Here is a 26066-nt window from a genome sequence, read left to right as displayed (position 1 = left end):
CGCTTTAGGGCGGTTGTCTATGGGCCTCGGGGGAGGGATTTCCGTGGGACGTCGGGTCCTCCTGACAGCATGGCTGCTCCTGTGGTTCGCCGCATCGGTCCGGGGGGGGGATGCCCAGGCTCGTCGGGTCCTGGTGATCCATTCCTACGGACGGGACATGAGCTGGACCGAGGACGTCCACCGGGGGATCCAGGATTTCTTCGCCGCCCAGGACCCGACGCTGGAGCTGCGGGCGGAGTACCTGGACACGAAGCACTGGACCGGTTCCCCCTATCTGGACGAGTTGGGGGGACTCCTTAGGAGGAAGCTCCGGGGGGTCCGCCTGGACGGGATCCTCCTATCGGACAACAACGCTCTGGACTTTTTCCTTCGCTACCTCGAGCCCCTGTTCTCCCAGACGCCGGTGGTGGCGGTGGGGATCAACGGTCCGACGGATCCCCGCCTTCCCGCCCACATCCGCGTCCTCCCCGAGGCCACGGACCTCCCCAAGACCCTGGACCTGGCCCTGCGGGTCAACCCGCAGGCCGAACGGGTCCACTACCTCCACGACGGCACCGAATCGGGGCGGCTCCTGGCGGAGGAGGCTCGCCCCTTCCTGGAGAACCTCCGAGGCGCCCGGGGAACTGCCCGGGAGTTCCGCTCCCTCCGAGAGGCGGAACGTTTCCTGAACAGCCTGGGGTCGGGGGACGTGGTGGTCCTGTCCACCTTCTTTCGGGACCAGGAGCAGGGACGGGGGGTCACCCCCCGGGAGGTGGCCCAGGTCCTTTCCCGGGCGTCTCCGGTCCCCGTCTGGTCCTGCTGGACCATCTACCTGCCCTTCGGGGTGGTGGGGGGGTACATGCTGGACCCCCGGAAGGTGGGGGAACAGGGGGCGCGGCTTCTGGACCTGACCTGGCGGGGAGTCCTGCCCGCCGAAAGGCTTCATCCCTCGGCCTCGGGGGGCTACTACGCGGACTATCGGGTTCTGCGCCGGTTCGGTCTGGAACTCCACCAGTGGCCTGCGGACACCCGGGTGGTGGGACGCCCGCCCTCCTTCTACGAGCGTCACCGCCCGGTTCTTCTGGGGGCGGGGGCGGTGGTCCTGCTCCTGCTGGGGGTCATCGTCCTCCTGGCCGCGGCCCTGCGGGCGAAGAACCGGGCCCTGACGCAGCGCCGGCAGATGGAGAAACTGCAGGAGGAGATCCGGGCGGTGCAGGAGGAGACCATCGATCTCCTGGGGGAGGCCATCGAAGGGCGTTCCCGGGAGACGGCGAACCACGTCCGCCGGGTCGCCGAGACGGCCGCCTTCCTGGGGAGGGGGCTGGGGCTGCCGGAGCAGGAGGTCCTGTTGCTTCGCAGGGTGGCGCCCCTGCACGATGTGGGCAAGATCGCCGTCCCCGACGCGATTCTCTGCAAGCCCGGACGCCTGGACCCCCAGGAGTTTGAGCAGGTGAAGCGCCACGCCGCCCTGGAGGAGGAGCTGCTGAGCCGTTCGCCCCGGGAATCCCTGTCGGCGGCGGCGATCATCGCGGGGCAGCACCACGAACGGTGGGACGGAGCCGGGTACCCTCGGGGGCTTCGAGAGGAGGAGATCCACCTTTACGGGCGCATCGTGGCGGTGGCAGACGTCTTCGATGCCCTGGCGAACCGGCGATGCTACAAGGAAGCCTGGCCGATCTCCCGGGTGGTGGAGTCTTTTCGGGACGAGAGGGGAAGGCAGTTCGACCCTCTCCTGGTGGACCTGCTTCTGGAGGGGATGGAGGAGGTCCTCTCCATCCAGGCGCGCTTCCCGGATCGGTGAAAGGGTTTTCCCCGTCGGAGAGACCGGCGGGGGTGCACGGGGGCCTTTGTGCTCCAGCGGGTCGCTTCCGGACAGAAGGGAGGAGGGGCCATGGAAAGGCGAAGGATCGGGGGCATTCCCCTGAAGTGGATCGCCGGGGGCCTGGGGGTCCTGCTGCTTCTCTCCGGGTTTCTCCTGATCCGGGACGGACTGGAGATCCTCCGCTTCCAGGAGCAGCGCCTTCTCCTGGCTTCACGGCAGGTCCTGGAGGTTCTGGCGGCGCAGCGCATGGCCCTGCTGGGGTTTCGGAAAGACCAGCTCCTGGCCGACGGGAGGGTCATGGCCCGAAGTCCCGTGGTGGAAATGGCGGTCCTACCCCTCCTGGGAGGAAAACCCTCCCCCGATTCCCTCCATTTCCTGACGCGATGGCTGGAGCTGCGGCGTCGGGTGTTCCACCACCGAGGGGCGGTCCTGCTGGATGCGGCGGGACATCCCCGCCTGGAGGTGGGGGGCGGGGTGTTCCCGGCGGACCGGGTGGCGCAGGTTCTGGCACGGCTTCGGGGAGGAGCGGAACCCCGCCTGGTGGATCTGGGAGGCACCCCGGAGGAATCCACGGTGGTCTTGGGAATCCCCCTGATGCGGGAAGGGATGGAGGCCGCGCCGGGAGGGTTCGTGCTCTACCTCCTGGATCCCCGTCAGTTCCTCCGGGGGGTGCTGGATCCCCTGCCCCTTCCCTACGCCGGGGGGCGGGTGAGGTTGCGCTTCCCCCTCTCCCCGGAGGAGCGAGGGACGAGGGAGGAGGACCGACTGGTGGCCCGGGCGGACCTCCCGGGGTTCGCCTGGCTGGTGGAGGTCTCGGTCCCGCGGGACGAGGTTCTTCGCCCCCTGCGGGAGAAGGTGCGGCTTCTTCTGGGGGCTGCGGGGTTTCTGGTCCTGGCCCTGGCCCTGGGGGGGCTGGCGATGTGGAACCGCAGGGAAACCCAGTTCTACCGCCATCGGTACGAGCTGGAACGGGATCTCCGGGCCAGCGAGGAGCGCTATAGGCGCATCGTGGAGACTTCCCTGGAGGGAATCTGTGCCCTGGACGAGGGTTTTCGGGTGATCCTGGCGAACCCTCGGCTCTGCGAGATGCTGGGTTACGAAAAGGAGGAGGAACTCCTGGGCCGTCCCGTGGAGGAGTTCCTCTTCCCGGAGGACCGGGAGGATCAGAGGCTCCGCCACGAGGTGCGGCGGTCGGGGCGAGGAGAGCGGTACGAACGCCGCTTCCGGCGCCGGGACGGGGAAAACCTCTGGGCCCACGTCTCCGCTTCCCCCGTGCAGGACGAAGAGGGGCGCTTCTGCGGGTCCTTTGCCATGCTGACGGACCAGACCGCCCGGGTGGAGGCGGACCGTCTCCGGGCGCGCCTGGAGGACCAGCTCCTCCAGGCGCAGAAGATGGAGTCCGTGGGGCGCCTGGCGGGAGGGGTGGCCCACGACTTCAACAACCTGCTGACGGGCATCCTGGGCTATACGGAACTGGCCCGAGGGAAGCTGGAGGGGCAGGAGGGGGCAGTTCGGGATCTGGAGGAGGTGGAGCGTCTGGGGCGCAGGGCCACGGACCTCACCCGCCAGCTTCTGGCCTTCAGCCGCCGCCAGACCCTGGACCCCAAGGTGGTGGACCTGAACGAGCGGATCGAGGAAAGCCTCCGGCTGCTCGACCGTCTTCTGGGGGAGGATGTGCAGATCCGTTTCCGCCCCGGGGAGGACCTGGGACTGGTTCGAGTGGACCCTGCCCAGTTCGAGCAGGTGCTCGTGAACCTGGCGGTGAACGCCCGGGACGCCATGCCCGAAGGGGGAATCCTCTCCCTGCGGACGTCCCACGTGGAGCTTCGTGCTGAGGCGGCGGTCTGGTATCTGGAGGCCGCCCCGGGTTCCTACGTCCTGCTGGAGGTGTCCGACACGGGCACGGGGATGGATGAGGAAACTAGGGCGCACCTGTTCGAGCCCTTCTTCACCACCAAGCCCGTGGGCAAGGGGACGGGGCTGGGGCTGTCCATGGTGTACGGCATCGTGAAGCAGCACGGGGGGCATCTGTGGGTCTACAGCGAACCGGGCAAGGGGAGCACCTTCAAGATCTATCTTCCCCGGGAGGGAGGCTCCTTGGAGCCCTCCGGGGAGCCCCAGAAGGATCCCCGCCAGGAAACCCCCCTGGAGGGGCTGGTGCTCCTGGCGGAGGACGAACCGGCGGTTCGCGGCCTGGTGGAGCGGATCCTGAGGGGGAGGGGTCTGGAGGTCCTGGTGGCGGAGAACGCCCGGCAGGCGGAGGCCCTCTTCCGGGAGAGGAAGGATCAGGTGCAACTTCTCCTGTCGGACGTGGTGCTGCCGGACCTCAACGGCAAGGAGCTCCACGAGAGGCTCCTGGCGATCCGGCCGGACCTTCCGGTCCTGTTCACTTCCGGGTACCACGAGGACGTCATCGCCCACCGGGGCGTCCTGGACCCGGGGGTCCTCTTCCTGCCCAAGCCCTTCACCGCCCGGGACCTGGTGGCGAAGGTCCGGGAAGCCCTGGGGAGGGACGGGGCGTGAAGAGGAGGTCCCGTCCTGTCCCGGTGTGGTGGGGCATTCTGCCCCTTTCCCTCGACGAGAGCGGGCTGGCCCCGGCCCTTCCCATCCCCGGGGGGATGACCCTGCGGGTGCTGCTGCTGTTCTTCTTCCTGGCCCTGCTGTTCCGCATCGCCCAGTTCCGCCGACGGATCCGGGCCCTGCAGGGCGACCCGGAGGGGGAGGCCCTGCGGGCGATCCTGGAGCGCCGCTTTGTCCGGGGGGAGATCACCCGGGAGGAGTACGAGCGGTACAAGGACGACCTGGATGCTTGAAGGGGCGATTCCGGGTATCCTCTCCGGGGGTCCTTCGATCCCCGGAGAGGAGAGGTGCCCGTGAGGGTGGTGGACCTGACCCATCGCATCGAGGAAGGCATGCCCGTGTTTCCTGGGACGGAGCCCCCGAGGCTGACCCCGGCGAACACCCTGGAGAAGGACGGATTCCGGGAGACCCTGCTCTCCCTGTACTCCCACACGGGGACCCATATGGACGCTCCGGCGCACATGCTGGGGGAGGGAGCCACGCTGGACGTCCTGGCGGCGGACCGCTTTCTGGGGCCTGCTCTGGTGGTGGACGTCTCGGACCTGAGGGGGGCGTCGGTGACGGCGGAGAGGCTGGCGCCCCACCGGGAGGCCCTGGGGCGGGCGAAGTACCTGCTTCTGCGCACCCGCTGGGACCGGTTCTGGGGACAGGAGGCCTACTTTGGTCCCTTCCCCTGCCTGACCCGGGAGGCTGCGGCTTGGCTGGGAGCCTTCCCCCTCAAGGGGGTGGGGGCGGACGCCATCTCCTTCGACCCCATAGATTCCCCGGACTTCCCGGTCCACCGGACCCTCCTGGGGCGGGGGGTCGTGCTGGTGGAGAACCTGACGGGACTGGGCGGGCTGCCGGAGGAGGGGTTCCTCTTCGGGGCCTTTCCCCTGCGGTACGCCCTTGCGGACGGGGCCCCGGTGAGGGCGGTGGGGATGCTTCCCTAAAGGCCCGGGGACCCGGCCACAGGCCGGATCCCCGGGGGATGGATCTAGGAGGGACAGAGGTCCAGGAACCTCCGGTGCACCCGAAGGTCCTCCCCCAACTCCGGATGGAAGGCGCAGAGGAGACAGCGGTTCCACAAAAAGGCCACGGGCTCGCCCCGATGTCGGGCCAGGACTCGGGTTCCTTCCCCCAGGTCCTCGAACCGGGGGGCCCGGATGAAGATCCCCCGGAGGGAATCCCCTCCTTCCCAGGGCAGGTCCGCCTCGAAGCTCTCCCTCTGGCCACCGTAGGCGTTGCGCACCGCCCGGGCGGGCACCAGGCCCAGGCGTCCTTGCGGCGGGGACCCCTCTACCTCCCGGCAGGCCAGGATGGCCCCGGCGCAGGTGGCCAGCAGGGCGGTCCTCTCCTCCAGGGAGGCCCGCAGGGCCGGGGCCAGGCCCGACTGCTCCAGGAAGCGGCCGATGACGGTGCTCTCCCCTCCGGGAAGCACCACCCCGGAAACCCCCTCCAGATCCTCCGGTCGACGGAGGAGACGAACGGAGGCTCCCAGGGACTCCAGCGTGTTCCGGTGCTCCCTCCAGGCTCCCTGGAAGGCCACGACCCCCACGGCGGGTCCCATGGCTACCACCCCCGGGACTGGAGCTTCTCCTCCTCCCGGAGGGTGGAGACGCCGATGCCCCTCATGGCCTCTCCCAATCCCGTGGACACCTCCGCCAGCACCGCCGGGTCGCCGTGGTGCGCCACCGCCTGCACGATCGCCCGGGCCCGGGCTGCGGGGTCGGTGGAGGTGAAGATGCCGCTGCCCACGAAGACCCCGTCGCAGCCCGACTCCATCATCAGCGCCCCGTCGGCGGGGGTGGCGATGCCTCCGGCGGCGAAGTTCACCACGGGAAGGCGTCCGGTCTTCCGGCAGAGGCGAAGCAGCTCCTCGGGAACCCGGTACTCCGCCGCCAGGCCCTCCAGGGCGCTCTCCGGGGCCACGAGAAGGGCGTCCATCTCCCGCGTGATGGCCCGCATGTGGCGCACCGCCTCCACCACGTCCCCCGTGCCGGCCTCGCCCTTGGTGCGGATCATGGCGGCTCCCTCGTGGATGCGCCGAAGGGCCTCCCCCAGGTTCCGGGCTCCGCAGACGAAGGGGGTGGTGAAGCCCGTCTTCTCGATGTGCCGCTCCTCGTCCGCCGGGGTCAGCACCTCGCTCTCGTCCACGAAGTCCACCCCCAGGGCCTCCAGGATGCGGGCCTCCACGAAGTGTCCGATCCGGGCCTTGGCCATCACGGGGATGGAAACGGCCTCCCGGATCTCCCGGATCTTCGCCGGGTCCGCCATGCGGGCCACGCCGCCCTCCTTGCGGATCTGGGAGGGCACCCGCTCCAGGGCCATCACCGCCACCGCCCCTGCCTCCTCGGCGATGCGGGCCTGCTCCGCCGTGGTCACGTCCATGATGACCCCGCCCACCAGCATGCGGGCCAGTCCGTCCTTCAGCTTCGGCGTTCCCTTTTCCGTCATGGCGATCCCCTCCTTGTGGTGTGTCGGGGACACCATAGGGGAGCCGCCCCTTTCCCGGTAGGACCAGGGAGGAGGCGGCGTCGGGGCGTTCTGGAACGGACCAGAAGGGGCGGAACCGGAAGGGAATCTGGCCTCTATGCCTCCCCGAAGATGGGGGTGCTGAAGTAGCGCTCCCCCCGGTCGCCGAAGAGCACCACGATGTTCCCGTGGTCCAGGGTGCGGGCCAGTTCCTGGGCGGCGTGGAGGGTGGCCCCGGAGGACATGCCCGCCACGATGCCCTCCTGGACGGCGATGGCCCGGGCGGCCCGCACCGCCTCCTCCTGGGTGACCCCCCTCGTCTCGTCGAAGAAGCTGCGGTCGGCGATGGGGGGCTGGTAAGCCTCGTCCCGATGCTTCAGGCCGTCGATGCTCCCCCGGGAGGGGACGGGTTCCACCGCCACGATGCGGGCCCCCACGCCCTTTTCCCGAAAGGCCTGGGCCACGCCCATGAGGCATCCCCCGGTGCCGAAGCCCGCCACGAAGGCATCCACCTTGCCCCCGGACTGCTCCACGATCTCCGTCCCCGTGCCCAGACGGTGGGCCTCCACGTTGTCCGGGTTCTCGTTCTGGTTGATGTAGAAGAAGCGCCCCGGCTCCGCCTCCGCCAGGGCCTTGGCGGCCCAGATGTGGCTGTCCGGGTCCTCCCGGGTGGTGAGGTTCAGTTCCGCTCCCCAGTAGCGGAGCATCTTGCGGCGCTCCACTGTCTTGGCCTCGGACATGAAGATCTTCAGGCCGTAGCCCTTCACCGCCGCGGCCATGCCCAGGGCGATGCCCGTGTTGCCGCTGGTGGCCTCCACCAGGGTCATCCCGGGGCGCAGTTCTCCCCTCCTTTCCGCCTGTTCGATCATGTGCAGGGCCACGCGGTCCTTCAGGGAACCGCTGGGGTTGCACAGCTCCAGCTTGGCCCACAGGGTCACCCTCGGGTTGGGGGAGGCGTTCTTGAGCCTCACCAGGGGGGTGCGGCCCACGTGGGCCAGGATGCCTTCTCGCATGATTGCCGACCTCCTTGAAGATGGAATACCGCAGAGTGTGATTCAAACAGAAGAACTTGTCAATAAAACTACGTAGTTATGCTTATTTCAGTACTCATTGATGAATAGTGGTGGAAAAATCTCTTTTGGACGGGGGCTTTCCTTGAGGGAGACAACGGGCAGGGAGGCTCTTGGAAGGGAGGACGGGAGGCGCCGATCCTGGGGCGAGGAGGACGACGGGGGTGTCGTCATGTCCGATTGCCCCTCCTCGTGCCCCGGCGGTTGACAAATCTCGACCCAGGGAGTATAAATCCACCCAATTTCCGCCCCGTCGAAACGGCGGGGACGCAACGCGAGGAAGGGACGAGTACCGGCGTCATCCGGCTTCAGAGAGGGAGGTTCGTGGCTGAAAGACCTCCTGCCGGACCGACGGGAAGATCACCCCGGAGCGGGCGTCGAGCCTCGGCCTAGCCTGAGGGAAAGGCGCACGGCAGCCCCCGATACCGGGCGTGCGAGTGCCCGATCCACCGGATCGGGAATTGGAGTGGAACCGCGGCGACCCCGTCTCCAGCAATGGAGGCGGGGTCGTTTTCTACATGTTCGATCCATCCTGTCCGAACCCCCTCGGGGGTGTCTTCTTTCATCGTAGGAGGTGGAAGCGATGCGTGGAATTCTGAAGCATTACGAAGCCCTTCTTCCCCTGGGGCCCAAGACCCCTCGTCCCGACCTGGGGGAGGGGGGAACTCCCCTGGTGCACCTTCCTCGCCTTGGGGCGGAGTTGGGCATCGACCTGTGGGCCAAGGTGGAGGGATGCAACCCCAGCGGGTCCTTCAAGGACCGGGGGATGGTCCTGGCCGTCGCCAAGGCCCTGGAGGGAGGGGCTCGTGCCCTGATCTGTGCCTCCACGGGGAACACCTCCGCCTCCGCGGCGGCCTACGCCGCCTGTACGGGCCTTCCCTGTTACGTCCTGCTGCCCGCGGGGAAGGTGGCTATGGGCAAGCTGGCCCAGGCCCTCCTGTACGGGGCCCAGGTCCTGGCGGTGAGGGGCAACTTCGACCGGGCCCTGGAACTGGCCCGCTCCGTGGCGGGGGAGGGGGGAGTGGCCCTGGTGAACTCCGTGAACCGCTACCGCCTCTGGGGGCAGCGCAGCGCCGCCTGGGAGATCTGCGACGTCCTGGGAGACGCTCCGGACTGGCTGGCCATTCCCGTGGGCAATGCGGGGAACATCACCGCCTACTGGTCCGGGTTCGTACAGTACCGGCGTCTGGGGCGCTCCACCCGGGTTCCCCGGATGGCGGGTTTTCAGGCGGCCGGGTCCGCCCCCCTGGTGCTGGGGCGGATGGTGGACGATCCGGAGACGGTGGCCACGGCCATCCGCATCGGCCATCCCGTGAACGCTTCCAAGGCCCGCTGGGCGGTGCGCCGAAGCGACGGTTTCTTCGAGGCGGTGACCGACGAGGCCATTCTGGCGGCCCAGAGGGATCTGGCCCGTCTGGGGGGGCTCTTCGCGGAGCCCGCCTCCTGTGCCCCCCTGGCGGGGTTGCGCCTGCTCCATTCCCGAGGGGAGCTGCCCCAGGGCATCCGCGTGGCCATGGTCCTCACGGGGAACGGGCTGAAGGATCCCGATGCGGCGCTTCGCAACGCCCCCACCTTCCGGGAGATCGACGACACCCGGGAGGCCCTGCTGGAGGTGATGGGGAAATGAGCGTCCCCCTGCTTTCGGTACGGACCCCCGCCACCAGCGCCAACCTGGGTTCGGGCTTCGACACTCTGGGGATGGCCCTGTCTCTGTACAACCTCTTCGAGGTGACGGAACGCCTCCCGGAGGGGGAATACCGCAGCGAGGCCATCGGCGAGGGGGCCCTGGAGCTGGCGGACCCGGGCCGGAACCTGGTGGTGCGCAGCTACGAGATCGCCTGTCGCCGCTTCGGGGTGGCGGGGACGGGGTTTGCCCTGCGATCCCACAACGTCATCCCCCTCTATCGGGGGTTGGGCAGCTCCGCCGGCGCGGTGGTGGCGGGGGTGCTGCTGGCCCAGGAACTCAACGGCCTGACCCTCCCCCGGGAGGAGCTGCTGCGCACCATGGTGGAGATCGAAGGGCATCCGGACAACGTGGCCCCCTGTTATTTGGGGGGGATGGTGGTGAGCTGCTGGGACGGCTCGGAGCTTCGCACCGTCCGCCTGCCTGCCCTGCCGGAGGACCTTCTGGTGGTGGTGGCGGTGCCGGACGTGCAGGTGAAGACCCGGGAGGCCCGGGCTGCCCTGCCGGAACAGGTGTGTTTCGGGGACGCGGTGTTCACCCTGGGCCGGGCGGCGCTCCTCACCGCCGCCTGGGCCACGGGACAGTGGGACCTCCTGGCCTGGGGGATGGACGACCGGCTTCACCAGCCTTACCGGGCGAAGCTGTTCCCCGGGGGGGAGGTCATCATGGATCGGGTTCGGGAGATTCCCGGCTGCCTGGGGGTGGCCATCAGCGGCTCCGGTCCCAGCGTGGTGGCCCTGGTGAAGGGGCGTCCCCGTCGCGTGGCGGAGACCCTGTGCGGCACCTTCTCGGAGCACGGAGTGCGCTCCCAGTTCTTCGTGCTGGACGGCAACGGCTCCGGGGCGGTGGTGCAGCGCACCTTTCCCTTCGAGAAGGCCTCGTCGTCCCAGGGCGTCGCTTCCGGGGGGAAGGGGTGATGGACTGGAAGGGTCGCCCCCTGACGGTGCTGAAGTTCGGGGGCAGCTCCGTGGCGGACCCTCAGCGCATGAAGGAGGTCTCCTGCCGCATCCGGGGGATCCGGGAGGAGGGGTTCCGGGTTGCGGTGGTGGTCTCCGCCATGGGGAGCACCACGGACCGCCTTCTGGCCCTTGCCCGGGACGTGTCCTACTACGGCAGCGGGCGGGAGATCGACCAGCTTCTGGCCACGGGGGAGCAGCAGAGCGTGGCGCTTCTGGCCCTGGCCCTCCAGCAGGAGGGGGTCCCCTCCCGTTCCTTCACCGCCCTCCAGGCGGGATTCAAGGCCAAGGGGTTCCCCACGGAGGGACGGCTTTTCCGGGTGGAGGCCCAGGCGGTGGAGGACGCTTCCCTGGAGGGGGTGGTCCCGGTGGTGACGGGTTTCCAGGCCATCACCGAGTCCGGGGACGTCATCACCCTGGGCAGGGGAGGCTCGGATCTCTCCGCCGTGGCCCTGGCGGGGGCCCTGAAGGCCCAGAGCTGCCAGATCCTCAAGGACGTGACGGGGATCATGTCCGGGGACCCGAAGGTGGTCCGGTCCCCCCGGAAGCTGAAGGAACTGAGCTATGAGGAGTGCATGGAACTCTCCGTGCAGGGGGCCAAGGTGCTTCAGGCCCGGAGCGTGGAACTGGCGGCGCGGTACGAGGTGCCTCTGTACGTGGCGTCCAGTTTCGTGGAAGAGGAGGGGACGTGGGTCGTGAGCAATCCTGTGAGCGAGGGTCTCGTCATCAAGGCGGTGGTGCACGACGCGAAGGTGGCCAAGGTGGCCCTCCTGGGGGTGCCGGACATCCCCGGCGTGGCGGCCCGGCTCTTCTCGGACCTGGCAGAGAAGGGCGTGGGGGCGGAGATGATCATCCAGAACGGCATGCGCGGCGGGGTGAACGACATCGGCTTTCTGGTGAAGAAGGAGAACCTGGATCAGGCCATCGAGACCTGCCGGGCCATGAACCGGGAGATGGGAGCCCAGGGGGTGAGCTTCGACACGGAGATCGCCCGGGTCTCCGTGGTGGGGGCGGGGATCGCCAACCACCCGGAGATGCCCGCCCAGATGTTCCAGGTGCTGGCGGAAGAAGGGGTCAACATCGACATGATCGCCTCCACCTCCCTGGCCCTCACCTGCGTGGTGGCCGCCACCCGGGCGGAGGATGCGGTGCGGGCGCTGCACGACCACTTCATCGAGGAGGCGGCGTTCTGATGAAGGTGGCGGTGCTGGGCGCCACGGGCCTGGTGGGGCGCCAGATGCTGGCGGTGCTGGAGCGACGGGGCTTCCCCGCAGACCAGCTGGTGCCCTTGGCCTCCTCCCGCTCCGCGGGCAGGCGCCTTCCCTTCCGGGGGCAGGAGATCCCGGTGCGGGAGGTCTGCGAGGAGGCCTTCGAGGGGGTCGATCTGGCCTTGTTCTCCGCGGGCTCCGGCCCCTCCCGTCGCTGGGCCCCCGAGGCGGCCCGCCGGGGGGCGGTGGTGGTGGACAACAGCTCCGCCTGGCGCATGGACCCGGAGGTGCCCCTGGTGGTGCCGGAGGTGAACGGGGAGGACGCCCGAAAGCACAGGGGGATCATCGCCAACCCCAACTGCGCCACCATCCAGGCCCTGGTGGCCCTGGCCCCCCTGCATCGGGAGGCGGGGTTGGAGTACCTTTCCGCCGCCACCTACCAGTCCGTCTCCGGGACGGGGTCGGTGGCGGTGGCGGAGCTGGAGGAGGGGGCCCGGGCGGTCCTGGAGGGACGGGAGGGGACCCCCTCCGTATACCCCCATCCCATCGCCTTCAACCTGCTGCCCCACATCGGGGCCTTCGACGACCAGGGGGTCTCGGAGGAGGAGTGGAAGATGGTGCGGGAATCCCGGAAGATCCTCCACCTTCCCGATCTGGCGGTGAGCAGCACCACCGTGCGGGTTCCCGTGTTCCGGGGACACGGGGAAGCCCTGGTGGCCCAGTTTCGGGAGGACCTCTCCCCGGAGCGGGCCCGGGAGATCCTGGCGGATGCCCCGGGGGTGCAGCTTGCGGACGACCCGGCCCGGGGCGTCTATCCCCTGCCCCGGGAGGCGGAGGGCACCGACCCGGTGTACGTGGGGCGGATCCGCCGCGACACCGGCCTTCCCCGAGCCCTGGCCCTGTGGGTGGTGTCGGACAACCTGCTCAAGGGCGCGGCCCTCAACGCGGTGCAGATCGCCGAGACCCTCTTCCCCGCCTAAGGGAGTGGGACCGATTCCTGGATGGTAGAATAGCGGCGGCGCGGCGGGGAAACCGTCGGGCCGCCGTTTTTGTGTCGAGAAAAGGGGAGTGGGGGCATGGGCCGGCGGGCGTTGGCAGGGATGGCGGTGTGGGTTCTCCTCGTGTGGTCCGGGGTGTCGTGGGCGGCCCCGGCTCCCTCGTCGGAGGTGCGGCTGACGGCGGACCAGCTTCGGTTCGACCCCGCCACGGAACGCATCGAGGCGACGGGGAACGTCCGACTCCTCAAGGGAGGGGCGGACCTTCGCGCCCTCAAGGGGCAGGGCTTCCTGGAAGGAAAGACCTTCCGCCTTCAGGGCAAGGTCCAGGGGGTCTTCCCCCGGGAGGGGCTTTCCGTGGACAGCGACGAGCTGCTGCTTTCCACGGAGGGGTCGCGGCAGATCCTGGAGGCCACGGGGAACGTGCGCCTCCACCGAGGCAAGGACCAGCTCTCCGCCGGGTTCCTCCGGTGGACCCTGGGGGGCAAGGCCTACCTGGCGAGGCAGGGCGTCCATGCCTCCTTCACCGCCTACCGCCTGGAGGCGGAAGAGGTGGGGCGGGATGGAGACGTCCTCTGGGCCAAGGGGGTCCGACGGTACGAGGACCCGAGTCAGGGCATCGTCCTATCCGCCTCCGGGGTGCGGGGACGCCTGGCGGGAGAACGGGTAGCGGAGCTGGAGGCCACGGGTTCCCTCGAGGGGACCTTCCGGGGCGCCAAGGGGGAGCCGGTGCGCCTGAGGGGGGAGAAGGGCATCTACTCCAAGGAGCGGGGCACGGTGGTGGTTTCGGGCAACGCCCGGGCGATCCAGGCCGACCGCACCGTCACCGCCGACAGCCTGGTGCTCCACCTGGACACCCGAAGGCTGGAGGCCCTGGGGAACCCCCAGCTGGTCTTCACCCTTCCCAAGGAGGGGAAACCGTGACCGTTTCCCGTCCGCCCCAAACCCTGGAGGTGCAGGGTCTGGAGAAGTCCTACAAGGGGCGTCGGGTGGTGGGGGGCGTTTCCCTGAGCGTCCGGGAGGGGGAGATCGTGGGCCTTCTTGGCCCCAACGGGGCGGGGAAGAGCACCACCTTCTACATGGTGGTGGGGCGCATCTACCCCGACGCGGGGCGGGTCCTCCTGGGGGATCGGGAGATCACCCATCTGCCCATGTACCGCCGGGCGCGGCTGGGTCTGGGGTACCTCCCCCAGGAGGCATCGGTGTTCCGTCGCCTCACGGTGCGGGAGAACCTGGAGCTGGTGCTGCAGGAGAACGGCCACGACGAGGAGAAGCGCCGGGAGACCGCGGACCATCTGGTGGAGGAGTTCGGTCTCCATCGGATCGTGGACGCCCCGGGGTACGCCCTGAGCGGGGGGGAGAGGCGTCGGGTGGAGATCGCCCGGTGCATGGCCATCATGCCCTCCTTCCTCCTCCTGGACGAACCCTTCAGCGGCATCGACCCCATCGCGGTGTACGACATCCAGCAGATCATCCTGGGTCTGCGCAACAAGGGCTACGGGATCCTGCTCACGGACCACAACGTCCGGGAGACCCTGGCCATCACGGACCGGACCTTCCTGATCCACCAGGGGCAGGTGGTGGTGGAGGGGTCCCCCCAGGAGGTGGCGGAAAGCGAGATCGCCCGGAAGTTCTACCTGGGAGACCGCTTTTCGTGGTAGCCCCCTGCGGCCGGGAGCGTCTCCATCGGGGGAAGGCGGTCCCACCTGCCCCGGCGAAGGAGCCCCGTGAGGTGCAGACAGGCCCGGCGGACCTCCGGAGAGAGCCCCACGCGAAGGTCCCGGTCCCGGGGCTGCACCAGAAGAAAGATCAGGTGGAGCCGATCCCGCAGAGAGCGCAGCTGGGCGTCCCAGGGAAAGTCGTGGGTCCCCGAAAAGATGGTCTCTCCCCCCGTGGGGGACTCCAGGCGGACCAAAGTCCCCGGAGAAAGGCCCAGGTCCGCGGCGTCCACCACCAGCAGCAGCTCCGGAGGGTTTCGAAGCAGCAGGGCCAGGTAGTTGTCCGGAACGGTCTCGCAGACCCGCACCCGCAACCCCTCGGGGGGGCGTCTTGCCAGCCGAGAGGCCACGAAGACCCCTGCCCCGTCGTCCCCTCGAAGGGGCTGCCCCACACCCCACAGCTCCGTCGTCATCCTTCGTGCTCCTTTCGTCCCTCTGCCCGCAGGGAGGTCGTTTCATGTCCGCTTCCATGACCCGCATGGTGCGCCACGCCTTTCGGATGATGCTGGGCACCTTTGCCAGCCGCGTGCTGGGCCTGGTGCGGGAGATGCTCACCGCCGCCTTCTTCGGCGCCACGCGACAGCTGGACGCCTTCTACGTGGCCTACACCCTGGCCAACCTGTCCCGCCAGCTTCTGGCGGAGGGGGCCCTGTCGGCGTCCTTCGTACCGGTGTTCACCCGCACGCTGGAGGAGGAGGGGCGACCCGCCGCCCACGCCCTGGCCCGGCAGGCCCTTTCGGTGCTCCTGGCGGTGGGGACCGGGGTGGTGCTTCTGGGGATCCTGGCCTCCCCCCTGCTGGTGGGGGTCATGGCCCCGGGGTTCTCCCCGGAGGACCGGGCCCTGGCGGTGACCCTCACCCGGTGGCTCTTCCCCTTCCTGCTTCTGGTCTCCGTGGGGGCCCTGGCCATGGGGGTGCTCAACAGCCTGGACAGCTTCTTCGTCCCCGCGGTGGCCCCCGCCGCGAGCAACCTGGCCTTCATTCTATGCCTTCTGGCCCTGTACCCGAACCCCACCCTGTGGGGCATGGTGGGGGCGGTCCTTCTGGGGGGGAGCTGCCACATGCTCCTCCAGTGGGGCTGGGCAGCCCGCATGGGGATGCCCCTCCTTCCCGCCGTCCCCCGTCGGGACAACCCGGAACTGCGCCGCATGATGGCCCTGTTCCTGCCTTACGCTGCGGGGCTCTCCCTGAACCAGCTCAATCCGGTGATCAGCCGGATGCTGGGGTCCTTCCTGGAGGGGGGGGCCATCTCGGTGCTCAACTACGCAGATCGGGTCCTCCAGCTGCCCCTGGGGCTCTTCGTCATCGCCATCTCCCAGGCGGTGCTGCCCCTCCTTTCCCGGCAGAAGCCGGAGGATCGCGAGGGCTTCCGGGACTTCCTTCGGGATGCTCTTCGGTTCAACCTCTTCGTGGTGCTTCCGGTCTCCCTGGGATTGCTCTTCTTCTCCCGAGAAGTGGTCCACCTGCTCTTCGTGCGGGGCGCCTTCGGCGGCTGGGCCTGGGACGCCACCGCCAAGGCCCTGGCCCTCTACGGGCTGGGGCTTCCCGGCATGGCCTGCACCACCGTGATCATGCGGGCCCTCTACGCCCGGGGCCTCCCCCGGGCGGCCCTGAAGGTGACGGGCTTCACCGTGGCGGCCAACCTGGCCGCAGGGGCTGCCCTGATGCCGTTTCTGTCCTACGCCGGACTGGCCCTGGGGACCTCTCTGGCCTTCTCCGGCGCCGCCTGGGTGGGGGTGCGGTGTCTCCAGCGGGACCTGGGCTACCCCTTGGTGCTCTTCGAACCCCGGTGGGCCCTGCGACAGGGAGGCTGCTGCCTGGTCCTGGGGGCGGGGCTTTTCCTCTTCCGCACCCTTTGGGCGTATCCTCTGGAGGCGGGGGCAGGGCTTCGGGCGGCCTGGTTGGGCGGGGCGTTTCTCCTGGCCCTGGGGTTGTACGGAGGGGTGACGTGGGCGGCGGGGTCGCCGGAGTGGGGGTGGCTTCGCGGCGCCGCGAGGAAGGACCCGCCGAAGGAGAAAGGGGTGGAGTGAGGCATGAAACGGTTTCGAGGGAAAGGGTGTCTCCTGCTGGCGGGGATGCTGTGTCTGGGGTTTGCCGCGACGGCTTCGGGGATGGACGAGGCCGCCCTGAATCGGTTGATTGAGCGGCGCACCGCGGTGTGTTTCCACGAGGGGCAACGGCTGGGAGACATGGTTCTGGGGGCACGGGCTCAGTTCCAGTTCGTCCTGGTGGACCGTGCCCTCTCGGAGGCCCTGGCGAAGGCGGAGTTTTCCCCCGAATGGCTGCGCTACCAGGGCCGCCACTTCGGCAGCGATGCCGTACGAGGAAAGACTTTGTTCGCCGTGCAGTTCGTCACCGCCAAGCCCATGACCTTCGACCCCACCAGGCTTCGGGTGGGGGACCACCGCGTCACGAGCGCCGACGTGCTCACCCGGCCGGATCGGTTGCCCCAGGGGGATCTGCCCAGCGGCACCGACGCGGTGCTGGCGGTGGCGGTGCCGGGGAAGCTGAAGCCCGGGAGCGTGGTGGTCCTGGGATACGGGGACGACGGGGTGTCCTTCGATGTCCCCGTCCGGTAGGGCGGACGAGGCGGGTTGGCGGAACCCGGGGAAAAGGACCGAAGGAGGAGGAACCATGCACGTCTATCGTTGCGCCGAGTGCGGACACCGTTTCGAATCGGAGGATCACGCAAGCCGCTGTCCCGAGTGCCGCTGCAAGGTGCTGATCCACGAGGCGGGAGAGCGTCGCCGGGGCAAAGGGTGTTCCTGCGGAGGCTCCTGCGGCGGTTGCGGGGGCTGTTCCCATTGACTTTGGTTGCCGGGGATCCCTTTCTCACCCTGGGCATCGAGACCAGTTGCGACGACACCGCCGTGGCGGTCCTGGAGGGCCCCCGGCGGGTCCTGGCCGCAGGGCTTTCCAGCCAGGTGGAGGACCATGCGCCCCACGGAGGGGTGGTGCCGGAACTGGCCAGCCGCAAGCACCAGGAGGCCATCCTTCCCCTGCTCCACCAGGTCCTGGATCGGGCGGGGATCCGCAACCCCGCCCGGGAGCTGCACCTGGTGGCGGTCACTTCCGGCCCCGGCCTCATGGGATCCCTCCTGGTGGGGGTCATGACCGCCAAGGCCCTCTCCCAGGCCTGGGAGGTGCCCCTGGTGTCGGTGAACCACCTGGAGGGGCATCTCTTCGCCAACGTGGTGGCCCACGGGGACCTCAAGCCTCCCTTCCTCTGCCTCATCGTCTCCGGAGGGCACACGGAGATCCTGCTGGTGCGGGCCTTCGGGGACTACCAGGTTCTGGGGGGAACCCGGGACGACGCGGCGGGGGAGGCCTACGACAAGGTGGCCAAGCTCCTGGGCCTGGGCTATCCCGGGGGGCCCGTGGTGGACCGTCTTGCCGCGACGGGAAACCCGGAGGCCTTTCCCCTTCCGGTGCCCCTCTCCGGCTCCGGGGTGGTGGAGTTCAGCTTCAGCGGTCTGAAGACGGCGGTGCTCTGGGTCCTGAAGCGGCTGGAGAAGGACGGTCTTCCCGTTCCGGTGGAGGACCTGTGCGCCTCCTTCCAACGGGCCGCCGTGGCCTCCCTCCTGGAGAAGACCCGGGTCGCGGTGGAGCAGACCGGGGTGCGCCAGGTGGCCCTTTCGGGGGGAGTGGGGGCCAACAGCGCTCTTCGCGCGGGGCTGGAGGAGGAAGGGGCGCGCCGGGGATGGCGGGTGTACCTCCCTCCTCGGGACCTGTGCACCGACAACGGGGTCATGATCGCCGCGGCGGGCTACTCCTCCTTCCGGCGGGGCATCCGCTGCGACGTCACCTTCGCCCCCGACCCCTCCTGGGAGCTGAACGCCTAAGTCAAAAAACATCAAAACAAGTCATTCGGAGGAGCTTGCCCGGAAAATCAGGCGGCCTATTCGGAGAGAATCGCCCTGATTCCCCTTGAGGGAAGAAGGGGGTTTGCCTAGACTTTGGCCCGGAAGGTTTAGCACTCGGTCGACGTGAGTGCTAACACGAAACCACATCCTGTATGAGGAGGGATTGCATCATGCAGCTGAAGCCGCTGGGCGACCGTCTGGTCGTCAAGGCCGTGGACAAGGAAGAAATGACCAAGGGAGGCATCGTCCTGCCCGACACCGTGAAGGAAAAGCCCGTGGAGGGCGAAGTGGTGGCGGTGGGCACCGGCAAGGTGCTGGACAACGGCCAGAAGCTCCCCATGGAGGTCAAGGTGGGGAACCGGGTCATCTACAGCAAGTATTCCGGGACGGAAGTCAAGTTCGACGGGGAAGACTACCTCATCCTCAGCGAGCGGGACGTCCTCGCCGTCGTCGAGAAGTAGTCCCGACGACCCCGCAAACCCTACAGGAATTCTAAGGAGGTCAAGACCACCATGCCGAAAGTGCTGCTGTTCAAGGAAGAAGCCCGCCGTGCCCTGGAGAAGGGCGTCAACAAGGTCGCCGATACCGTGGGCGTGACCCTCGGCCCCAAGGGGCGCAACGTGGTGCTGGAGAAGAAGTTCGGCTCCCCCACCATCACCAACGACGGCGTCACCATCGCCAAGGAGATCGAGCTGGAGGATCCCTTTGAGAACATGGGGGCCCAGCTCCTGAAGGAAGTGGCCTCCAAGACCAACGACGTGGCGGGCGACGGCACCACCACCGCCACCGTGCTGGCCCGGGCCATGATCCGGGAAGGCCTCAAGAACGTGGCCGCCGGCGCCAACGGCATGCAGCTTCGCCGGGGCATCGAGAAGGGCGTGGACGTGGTGGTGGAGGAGCTGAAGAAGCAGGCCATCTCCGTGAAGGAGCACGCCAAGATCGCCCAGGTGGCCTCCATCTCCGCCAACGACAAGCGGGTGGGGGAACTCATCGCCGAGGCCATGGACAAGGTCACGGAGGACGGGGTCATCACCGTGGAGGACAGCCAGACCGTGGGAACCACCCTCGAGATGGTGGAGGGCCTCCAGTTCGACAAGGGCTACGTGAGCCCCTACATGATCACCAACCCCGACCGGATGGAGGCCGTCCTTGACGACGCCAACATCCTCATCCACGACGGCAAGATCAGCAACGTGAAGGACATGCTCCCGGTACTGGAGAAGGTGGTCCAGACCGGAAAGCCCCTCCTGATCATCGCCGAGGACGTGGAGGGCGAGGCCCTGGCCACCCTGGTGGTGAACAAGCTGCGGGGGATCCTGCAGGTGGTGGCCGTGAAGGCCCCGGGCTTCGGCGACCGCCGCAAGGCCATGCTTCAGGACATCGCCGTGGTCACCGGCGCCAAGGTGGTCAGCGAGGAGATCGGCATCAAGCTGGAGAACGCCGACCTGTCCATGCTGGGCAAGGCCAAGAAGGTTCGGGTGGGCAAGGAAGAGACCACCATCGTGGAGGGCGCCGGGGATCCCCAGGCGATCCGCGATCGGGCCGCCCAGATCCGCAAGGAGCTGGAGGATTCCACCTCCGAGTACGACAAGGAGAAGCTCCAGGAGCGGATGGCCAAGCTGGTGGGCGGCGTGGCCGTCGTCCAGGTGGGTGCCGCTACGGAGACGGAGCAGAAGGAACTGAAGCACCGCATCGAGGACGCCCTCAACGCCACCCGCGCGGCGGTGGAGGAAGGCATCGTCCCCGGAGGCGGCGTCTCCCTGGTGGCCAGCGCCAACGCTCTGGACGACTTCATCGCCAAGCTGGAGGGCGACGAGAAGACCGGTGCCAGCATCGTCCGCAAGGCCCTCACGGAGCCCCTGCACCTCATCGCCAGCAACGCGGGACTCCAGGGCGACGTGGTGGTGGAGAAGGTCCGCACCCTGAAGAAGGGGGAGGGGCTCGACGCGGCCACCGGCGAGTATGTGGACATGATCGTCTCCGGGATCATCGACCCGGTGAAGGTCACCCGGAGCGCCGTGCAGAACGCCGGTTCCATCGCCGCCATGCTTCTCACCACCGATGTGCTGGTGGCGGACAAGCCCGAGAAGAAGAGCGACATGCCCCAAATGCCCGGCGGCGGCATGGGCGACTACGACTAGATCCTTCCCCTCGTCACCGGAAGCCCCCGCCTTCGGGCGGGGGCTTTTTTGATCCTCCCCCGGTTCCCTTGGAGGGGTCGGGGGGTTGTGGCATACTCGAACGGGCCGCATGGCCCCACACCAGATACGGGAGGCGCTTGGGTATGGAGGTTCACGACAACATCGTCATCCTCGATTGCGGGTCCCAGTACACCCAGCTCATCGCCCGGCGCATCCGGGAGCTGTCGGTGCACAGCGAGATCCTTCCCTGGGACAGCGATGCGGAGGAGGTCCTGCGGCGCAATCCCAAGGGGATCGTGGTCTCCGGAGGTCCCCGGAGCTGCATCGAGCCCGACGCGCCTCGGCTGGACGAACGGCTCCTGCGGTCCGGGATCCCCCTGTTGGGGATCTGCTACGGCATGCAGATGCTGGCCCACCAGCTGGGGGGACGGGTGGAACGGGCGGGGGCGGCGGAGTACGGCCGCGCCCGGGTGGAACGGGCTTCGGAGACCTCGGCGCTTCTGGAGGGGCTGCCGGCTTCCCTGCAGGTCTGGATGAGCCACTGGGATCAGGTCACCGGGTTGCCTCCGGGGGCTCGGGCGGTGGCGGTCAGCGAAGGGGGTGCCCTGGCGGGCTTCGAAATGGGGGACGGTCGCATCGGGGCGCTGCAGTTTCACCCCGAGGTGGCCCACACGGAACAGGGGACGGAGATCCTCCGGCGCTTCCTCTTCCGGATCTGCGGCTGCGACCCTACCTGGAGGCTTGAGGACTGGATCGACCGCACCGTGGAGGAGATCCGGGAAAAGGTGGGGGCGGAGCGGGTGCTCTGCGGCCTGTCCGGGGGAGTGGACTCCACGGTGGCGGCGGTGCTCACCGCCCGGGCCCTGGGGGACCAGCTTCAATGCCTCTTCGTGGACAACGGGCTGCTTCGCAAGGACGAGGCGGACCAGGTGATGGATACCTACCGGGTTCTGGATCTCTCGGTGCACCGAGTGGACGCGGGGGGCCGCTTCCTGGGGGCACTGGCGGGGGTCACGGACCCGGAGGCCAAGCGCAAGGCCATCGGCTGGACCTTCGTGGAGGTCTTCGAGGACGTCGCCGGAGGGCTGGGAGGGGCTGCATGGCTCCTCCAGGGGACCCTCTACCCCGACGTCATCGAGAGCGGCCACCAGGGGAAGGGAGCTTCGGTGATCAAGTCCCACCACAACGTGGGGGGGCTGCCGGAGATCATGAAGATGAAGGTCCTGGAGCCCCTTCGGGACCTCTTCAAGGACGAGGTGCGCCAGATCGGGCGCCTGCTGGGCATCCCGGAGGTCTTCGTGGCCCGGCAGCCCTTCCCCGGTCCGGGGCTGGCGGTGCGGTGCCTGGGAGAGGTGGTGGAGCCTCGACTGGCGCTGCTCCGGGAGGCTGACGCCATCTTCCGGGAGGAGATCGCCGCGGCGGGGCTCTACAACCAGCTCTGGCAGGCCTTCTGCGTCCTTCTGCCCACCCGCTCCGTGGGGGTCATGGGGGATGTGCGGACCTACGCGGAGACGGCGGTGCTCCGGGCGGTGGAGTCCCAGGACGGCATGACCGCCGACTGGGCCCGTCTGCCCTACGACCTGCTGGACCGGACCGCCCGGCGGATCTGCAACGAGGTTCCGGGGATCAACCGGGTGACCCTGGACATCACGGGCAAGCCTCCCTCCACCATCGAGTGGGAGTAGGGACCTCACCGACATGACCGCCCTTGCGGGTCTGGAGGAGCTGTTCGAGGACCTGGCGGCGGGACGCTGTACCGTGGAGGCGGCCCGGAAACGGCACGGTCTCCTGTGCCGCGGCCTTGCGGGTCGGGAGGTGCGGTTCGACTGGGACCGCCCCTCCCGCAAGGGCATCGGAGAGGTGGTGTACTCCCCGGGCAAGGAGTTCGGGCACCTGGAGGGGATCCGGGACGAAGCCTTGAGGCGGCGGGCCAACGTGGCCTTCAGCCGCCTGGAGGGGGAGGTGGCCCGTCGGCTGGGAGGGACGATCCCGGAGTGGTCCTACGAGCCCCGGTCGCGTTTGGGGACCCTGGTCTGCGTGCCCCCGGAGACCCGAGGGCGCGTGGCGGTGGTGGCGGCGGGCACCACGGACATCCCCGCAGCGGAGGAGGCGGCGGGGATCGCCGGTTTCTCCGGCTGCGGGGTGGACCGGTTTTACGACGTGGGGGTTTCGGGGATCCATCGGCTTTTCGAGGTGCTGCCCTCCCTGCGGGAGGCGGACGTGGCGGTGGTGGCTGCGGGGATGGAAGGAGCCCTGCCCAGCGTGGTGGCGGGGCTGGTGCCCGGGTTGGTGATCGGCCTTCCCACCTCCGTGGGGTACGGGATCGCGGAGGGGGGGCGGACGGCCCTCCGGGCCATGTTGGCCTCCTGCTGCCCCGGGCTCGTGGTGGTGAACATCGACAACGGCGTGGGGGCGGGGCTTTCCGCCGCCCTGGTGGCTCGGGGCAGGGGCTGCGAGGGAGCTACAGGTCCCTCCGGGCACCCGACCCCAGGTAGTTTCGGATGCGGAGGTCGCACCTCCGAAGATCCCGAAACAGGGGGGATTCGGGGGCCGTTCCCTCCGGGGTGACCTGGATCAGCACCACCGGACGGATCAGGTCCTCCCCTCCCGCGGAGACCACCACCCCCACGGATCGGTCCGAAAGCTCCACGATGGAGCCGGGAGGGTAGAGGCCGAAGCTGGTGAGGAGGGTCCTGCTGGCCCGGGGGTCGAAGTGTTGTCCCGTGTCCCCCAGGATGAGGTTCATGGCATCCCGGGAGGGCAGGGACTGTTTGTAGGCCCGCTCGGCGGTGAGGGCGTCGAACACGTCCGCCACGGCGGTGATCCGAGCCGCCTCGGGGATTTCCTCCCGGCGTAGCCCGTCGGGGTAGCCGCAGCCGGTCCACCGTTCGTGGTGCCATCGGATGACCGCGCGGATGGGGGCGGAGGTCACCTCTCCCTGGAGGGCCAGTTCCTCCCCCCAGGCGGAGTGCTGCTTCATCAGGGCGAACTCCCGGTCGTCCAAGGGGCCCGGCTTGTTCAGCACCTCCAGGGGGACCTGGGCTTTCCCCAGGTCGTGGAGGAGTCCCCCCAGGACGATCTGTTCCACCAAGTCCGGTTCCTGCGGGTGGAGGCGCTGGGCCAGAAAGCCCGCCAGGGCCGCCACGTTGAAGGAATGGACGAAGGTGTATTCGTCCCATCGGTGGACCCGGGCAAGGGAGAGAAGCACCTGGGGGTTCTTCAGGATTTCCTGGGCCAGGGTCTTTCCCGTGGCCACCAGAGGCACCAGAAGTTCCGGCGTCATGGGCTGGCGGCGCACCGACTGGAAGAGCCCCTGCACCTGCGAAACCGCCTCGCGGCTCACCTCCCGGTCGATGACTGCCTGGTTCTGGGCCAGGACCACCTCCAGGAAGGAGTCTACGCTTTTCAGGGAGACGGAGGTCTCCATGCGGATGGAGATTCCTTCCACCCCGGAGGAGCGAAGACGGTCCAGCACCTTGGGCAGCGAGGCCCCGAGGAGGGACAGCCGAAGCCCTTGAGGCAGGAGCAGCGCTCCCTCCGGAGAGGTCACGTCTTCCGCCACGACCCCGTCGTAGGTGTCCAGGGACTGAAGGGGAACCCGAACGATCGAGCCTTCCTGCTCTGCCACATCGTCACCTTCTTGGGCGAGTCTGGAGTCATTATAGCAGGAAGGGAAACAGGGATCGGCGCGAAGCGCCGCGGGTCCGGTCGGACAATCCAAGGAGGGGTTTGCATGGGTCGGGAAGCTCGGCAAGAGGTGGGGCGTCGCATCCGCAACAGCCCCGTTCCGTTCGTGGCGTTGCTTCTCGGGGTCCTGGGGCTCACCTGCTGGATGGCTCTGCCCCTGTTGCGTCCCCTGGCCTGGTCGGCGGTGTTCTCCTACTTCGCCTACCCCGCCTATCGGTTCCTTCACCAGCGCGTCTTCGGGGGGCGGTGGGCCAACCTGGCGGCGGCCCTCACCACGGGGATCATCCTCCTCTTCCTGGCCATCCCTCTGGGGACGGTGGCGGTGTCTTTGGGCCGAGAGGCGGTGCGCCTCTACGGGGTTCTGTCCGAATGGTTGCCCCTTTTGGACCGAGAGGGGGTGGACGCCCTCCTTTCCCGGGTCCACGCCTCCGGAGCCTCCGTGCTGGGCCCCCTGTTCTTTCGCGTTCCGGAGCTGAAGGCCCTGTTGGGGGAGACGGGGCGTTGGGTCGGGGCGGGCCTGACGGCCCTTTCTCGGGGGATGGTGGCCAACGCCTTCCACTCGTTCTTCAGCCTGGTGGTGATCACCATCTCCTCCTTCTTCCTGGTGCGGGACGGGAGGGCCATGGTCGCCTTCGTGGGGGACCTGCTCCCCCTGCCGTTCCACGAAAAGAAGGCCCTGTCCCTGCGGACGCAGAAGATGCTCCAGGCGGTGGTCTACGGCATCATGTTCACCGCCGCCATCCAGGCCACCCTGGGGGGGCTCGGCTGGTGGTTCGTGGGGCTTCCCCATCCCGTCTTCTTCGGCGGGGCGATGTTCGTCACGGGCATGATCCCCTTCGTGGGAACCCCGGTGGTCTGGGCCCCCGGGGGGATCGTCCTTCTGATGACGGGACACACCCAGGAGGGCGTCCTTCTGCTCCTCTGGGGGGGAGGCGTGGTGAGCACCGTGGACAACTTCCTGCGCCCCCTGTTCATCTCCGAGGGGAGCAAGGCCCACGTGCTTCTGGTGTTCGTGGGGGTGCTGGGGGGGCTGGCGGCCTGGGGTTTTCTAGGGCTCTTCCTGGGGCCCATGCTTCTCTCCTTAAGCCTTTTTCTGTTGGAGAGCTACCGGACGATCCTGAGGGAGGGGGAGCGAAGGGCTTCTTCCGGGGATGGAGGTGGAACATGATCCTGTTGGTGGGGGTTTGCGGCTACAAGGACAGCGGGAAGACAACCCTATGCAGGGAGATTCTGGAGAGGCTGGAGGCCCGAGGGGTCCGCACGGGGTACGTGAAGCGCACCGCAGAGCCGGTCCTTTCCCCGGTAGGGACGGACTCCGGCGGGGTCCTGGGGGATCGGGGGGATGCGGTGCTCTGGGGGCCCGACGGCATCCGCTACGAGGCGGGCTCGCCGGAGGAGGACCCGAGGCGGTGGGTGGGGAGGTTTTTCGCCGATCGAGACCTGGTCCTTCTTGAAGGAGGCAAGGAGATCCCGGTCCCCAAGATCTGGGTGCGAGCCCCCGGGCATCCGGTGCCGGAGGGAATCCCCGGGGTCCTGGGGGTCTACGACCGTACCGTCCCGGGGGACGGGGTGACCCTCTTCGGGCCGGACACCCTGGGCCACCTGGTGGACCGGTTCGAGGGGATGTTGCCGGACCGGGAAAACCGGAGCTGTCGAGTCTTCGTCGAGGGACGCCCCCTGCCCATGAAGGGCTTCGTGGCGGGCTTCGTCCGGGGGGGGCTTCTGGGGATGCTCCGTTCCCTCAAGGGGGTCGAGCTTTCGCAAGGTTGGGTGTCCGTGGGGGTTCGGGCGGAAGAGGACGGGGGATCGGAAAAGACGGAATTGGGTTGACCTTTTGCCCCGTCCCTTCTGCTTGTGCGCTTCTCGGGGTCTGTCTATAATGAACTTCGCTTTTGTTCCGTTCCCGGGAA

At 68.6% G+C, this 26066-nt stretch carries 25 protein-coding genes; 20 read left to right on the top strand and 5 right to left on the bottom strand.

The genetic code is table 11. The annotated features are described in order from the left end of the window. Nucleotides 1–43: 43 nt before the first annotated feature. The 4 genes from APAU_RS08720 to APAU_RS08705 all read left to right on the top strand — a co-directional run bounded on the left by APAU_RS08720 (nucleotide 44) and on the right by APAU_RS08705 (nucleotide 5313). Complete coding sequence (locus APAU_RS08720) at nucleotides 44–1780, top strand: HD domain-containing phosphohydrolase (protein WP_006301365.1); 1737 nt, start codon at nucleotides 44–46, stop codon at nucleotides 1778–1780. 90 nt (nucleotides 1781–1870) lie between these two features. Beyond that, a complete protein-coding gene (locus tag APAU_RS14670) occupies nucleotides 1871–4324 on the top strand; it encodes a hybrid sensor histidine kinase/response regulator (protein WP_006301364.1) in 2454 nt (817 codons plus the stop codon). Further along, nucleotides 4321–4614 carry an SHOCT domain-containing protein gene (locus tag APAU_RS08710; protein WP_006301363.1) on the top strand — a complete coding sequence of 98 codons (294 nt, stop codon included), beginning with the start codon at nucleotides 4321–4323 and terminating at the stop codon, nucleotides 4612–4614. The genes APAU_RS14670 and APAU_RS08710 overlap by 4 nt, the downstream gene beginning before the upstream one ends. A 60-nt stretch (nucleotides 4615–4674) precedes the next feature. Next, nucleotides 4675–5313 (top strand): cyclase family protein, encoded by a 639-nt coding sequence (locus tag APAU_RS08705; protein ID WP_006301362.1) that lies wholly within the window; start codon nucleotides 4675–4677, stop codon nucleotides 5311–5313. Nucleotides 5314–5357: 44 nt separating this feature from the next. Here the strand turns inward: APAU_RS08705 and pdxT are convergent, their stop codons facing one another. The 3 genes from pdxT to APAU_RS08690 form a co-directional block, all read right to left on the bottom strand. Next, entirely contained in the window at nucleotides 5358–5930 is a 573-nt protein-coding gene (gene pdxT / locus APAU_RS08700; RefSeq protein WP_006301361.1) for a pyridoxal 5'-phosphate synthase glutaminase subunit PdxT, read from the bottom strand. Nucleotides 5931–5932: 2 nt separating this feature from the next. Then, entirely contained in the window at nucleotides 5933–6817 is an 885-nt protein-coding gene (gene pdxS, locus APAU_RS08695) for a pyridoxal 5'-phosphate synthase lyase subunit PdxS (protein WP_006301360.1), read from the bottom strand. 134 nt (nucleotides 6818–6951) lie between these two features. Further along, a complete protein-coding gene (locus APAU_RS08690; protein WP_006301359.1) occupies nucleotides 6952–7848 on the bottom strand; it encodes a PLP-dependent cysteine synthase family protein in 897 nt (298 codons plus the stop codon). Nucleotides 7849–8488: 640 nt separating this feature from the next. On the opposite strand from APAU_RS08690, the gene thrC reads away from it, so the two are divergent. The 6 genes from thrC to lptB all read left to right on the top strand — a co-directional run bounded on the left by thrC (nucleotide 8489) and on the right by lptB (nucleotide 14409). After that, a complete protein-coding gene (gene thrC, locus APAU_RS08685; protein ID WP_006301358.1) occupies nucleotides 8489–9532 on the top strand; it encodes a threonine synthase in 1044 nt (347 codons plus the stop codon). Further along, nucleotides 9529–10506 carry a homoserine kinase gene (gene thrB / locus APAU_RS08680; protein WP_006301357.1) on the top strand — a complete coding sequence of 326 codons (978 nt, stop codon included), beginning with the start codon at nucleotides 9529–9531 and terminating at the stop codon, nucleotides 10504–10506. Before thrC ends, thrB begins: the two co-directional genes overlap by 4 nt. Continuing rightward, nucleotides 10506–11738 carry an aspartate kinase gene (locus APAU_RS08675; protein ID WP_006301356.1) on the top strand — a complete coding sequence of 411 codons (1233 nt, stop codon included), beginning with the start codon at nucleotides 10506–10508 and terminating at the stop codon, nucleotides 11736–11738. Before thrB ends, APAU_RS08675 begins: the two co-directional genes overlap by 1 nt. After that, the gene (locus APAU_RS08670; RefSeq protein ID WP_006301355.1) at nucleotides 11738–12733 is read left to right on the top strand and encodes an aspartate-semialdehyde dehydrogenase; all 996 of its coding nucleotides are present in this window, start codon (nucleotides 11738–11740) and stop codon (nucleotides 12731–12733) included. Before APAU_RS08675 ends, APAU_RS08670 begins: the two co-directional genes overlap by 1 nt. A 96-nt stretch (nucleotides 12734–12829) precedes the next feature. Beyond that, entirely contained in the window at nucleotides 12830–13672 is an 843-nt protein-coding gene (locus tag APAU_RS08665; protein WP_006301354.1) for an LptA/OstA family protein, read from the top strand. Continuing rightward, complete coding sequence (gene lptB / locus APAU_RS08660) at nucleotides 13669–14409, top strand: LPS export ABC transporter ATP-binding protein (RefSeq protein ID WP_006301353.1); 741 nt, start codon at nucleotides 13669–13671, stop codon at nucleotides 14407–14409. The genes APAU_RS08665 and lptB overlap by 4 nt, the downstream gene beginning before the upstream one ends. Here lptB and APAU_RS12630 read toward each other — a convergent pair. After that, entirely contained in the window at nucleotides 14382–14879 is a 498-nt protein-coding gene (locus APAU_RS12630; protein WP_006301352.1) for a hydrogenase maturation protease, read from the bottom strand. The genes lptB and APAU_RS12630 overlap by 28 nt on opposite strands. Nucleotides 14880–14923: 44 nt before the next feature. On the opposite strand from APAU_RS12630, the gene murJ reads away from it, so the two are divergent. From murJ to larB, 8 genes are all read left to right on the top strand, one after another. After that, entirely contained in the window at nucleotides 14924–16495 is a 1572-nt protein-coding gene (gene murJ / locus APAU_RS08650; RefSeq protein WP_006301351.1) for a murein biosynthesis integral membrane protein MurJ, read from the top strand. Between the two features lie 3 nt (nucleotides 16496–16498). Next, nucleotides 16499–17044, top strand: a complete 546-nt coding sequence (locus APAU_RS08645) for a hypothetical protein (RefSeq protein ID WP_006301350.1) — start codon at nucleotides 16499–16501, stop codon at nucleotides 17042–17044. A gap of 55 nt (nucleotides 17045–17099) precedes the next feature. Then, nucleotides 17100–17273 (top strand): FmdB family zinc ribbon protein, encoded by a 174-nt coding sequence (locus tag APAU_RS13545; protein ID WP_006301349.1) that lies wholly within the window; start codon nucleotides 17100–17102, stop codon nucleotides 17271–17273. Next, entirely contained in the window at nucleotides 17270–18307 is a 1038-nt protein-coding gene (gene tsaD / locus APAU_RS08635; RefSeq protein WP_232207725.1) for a tRNA (adenosine(37)-N6)-threonylcarbamoyltransferase complex transferase subunit TsaD, read from the top strand. The genes APAU_RS13545 and tsaD overlap by 4 nt, the downstream gene beginning before the upstream one ends. 191 nt (nucleotides 18308–18498) lie before the next feature. Then, nucleotides 18499–18789 carry a co-chaperone GroES gene (gene groES, locus APAU_RS08630; RefSeq protein WP_006301346.1) on the top strand — a complete coding sequence of 97 codons (291 nt, stop codon included), beginning with the start codon at nucleotides 18499–18501 and terminating at the stop codon, nucleotides 18787–18789. A 51-nt stretch (nucleotides 18790–18840) separates the two neighbouring features. Then, on the top strand, nucleotides 18841–20469 hold the full coding sequence (gene groL, locus APAU_RS08625) for a chaperonin GroEL (RefSeq protein WP_006301345.1): 1629 nt from the start codon (nucleotides 18841–18843) through the stop codon (nucleotides 20467–20469). A 143-nt stretch (nucleotides 20470–20612) separates the two neighbouring features. Further along, nucleotides 20613–22154, top strand: a complete 1542-nt coding sequence (gene guaA, locus APAU_RS08620; RefSeq protein ID WP_006301344.1) for a glutamine-hydrolyzing GMP synthase — start codon at nucleotides 20613–20615, stop codon at nucleotides 22152–22154. Nucleotides 22155–22167: 13 nt separating this feature from the next. After that, nucleotides 22168–23037 (top strand): nickel pincer cofactor biosynthesis protein LarB, encoded by an 870-nt coding sequence (gene larB / locus APAU_RS08615; protein ID WP_006301343.1) that lies wholly within the window; start codon nucleotides 22168–22170, stop codon nucleotides 23035–23037. Here the strand turns inward: larB and APAU_RS08610 are convergent. Further along, nucleotides 22931–24097 carry an HD-GYP domain-containing protein gene (locus APAU_RS08610; protein ID WP_006301342.1) on the bottom strand — a complete coding sequence of 389 codons (1167 nt, stop codon included), beginning with the start codon at nucleotides 24095–24097 and terminating at the stop codon, nucleotides 22931–22933. The two genes, larB and APAU_RS08610, sit on opposite strands and share 107 nt — an antisense overlap. 105 nt (nucleotides 24098–24202) lie before the next feature. Here APAU_RS08610 and APAU_RS12625 point away from each other — a divergent pair, with 105 nt between their 5' ends. Together APAU_RS12625 and APAU_RS08600 are read left to right on the top strand one after the other, a co-directional pair. Further along, nucleotides 24203–25324: an AI-2E family transporter gene (locus tag APAU_RS12625; protein ID WP_006301341.1), complete on the top strand. Its 1122-nt coding sequence runs from the start codon at nucleotides 24203–24205 to the stop codon at nucleotides 25322–25324. Further along, on the top strand, nucleotides 25321–25986 hold the full coding sequence (locus tag APAU_RS08600) for a molybdopterin-guanine dinucleotide biosynthesis protein B (protein WP_006301340.1): 666 nt from the start codon (nucleotides 25321–25323) through the stop codon (nucleotides 25984–25986). Before APAU_RS12625 ends, APAU_RS08600 begins: the two co-directional genes overlap by 4 nt. The last annotated feature ends 80 nt before the right edge of the window (nucleotides 25987–26066 follow it).

The sequence above is a fragment of the Aminomonas paucivorans DSM 12260 genome (assembly GCF_000165795.1).
In the GTDB taxonomy this organism is placed as follows: domain Bacteria; phylum Synergistota; class Synergistia; order Synergistales; family Synergistaceae; genus Aminomonas; species Aminomonas paucivorans.
This window is presented reverse-complemented; position numbering and strand designations above follow the sequence as displayed.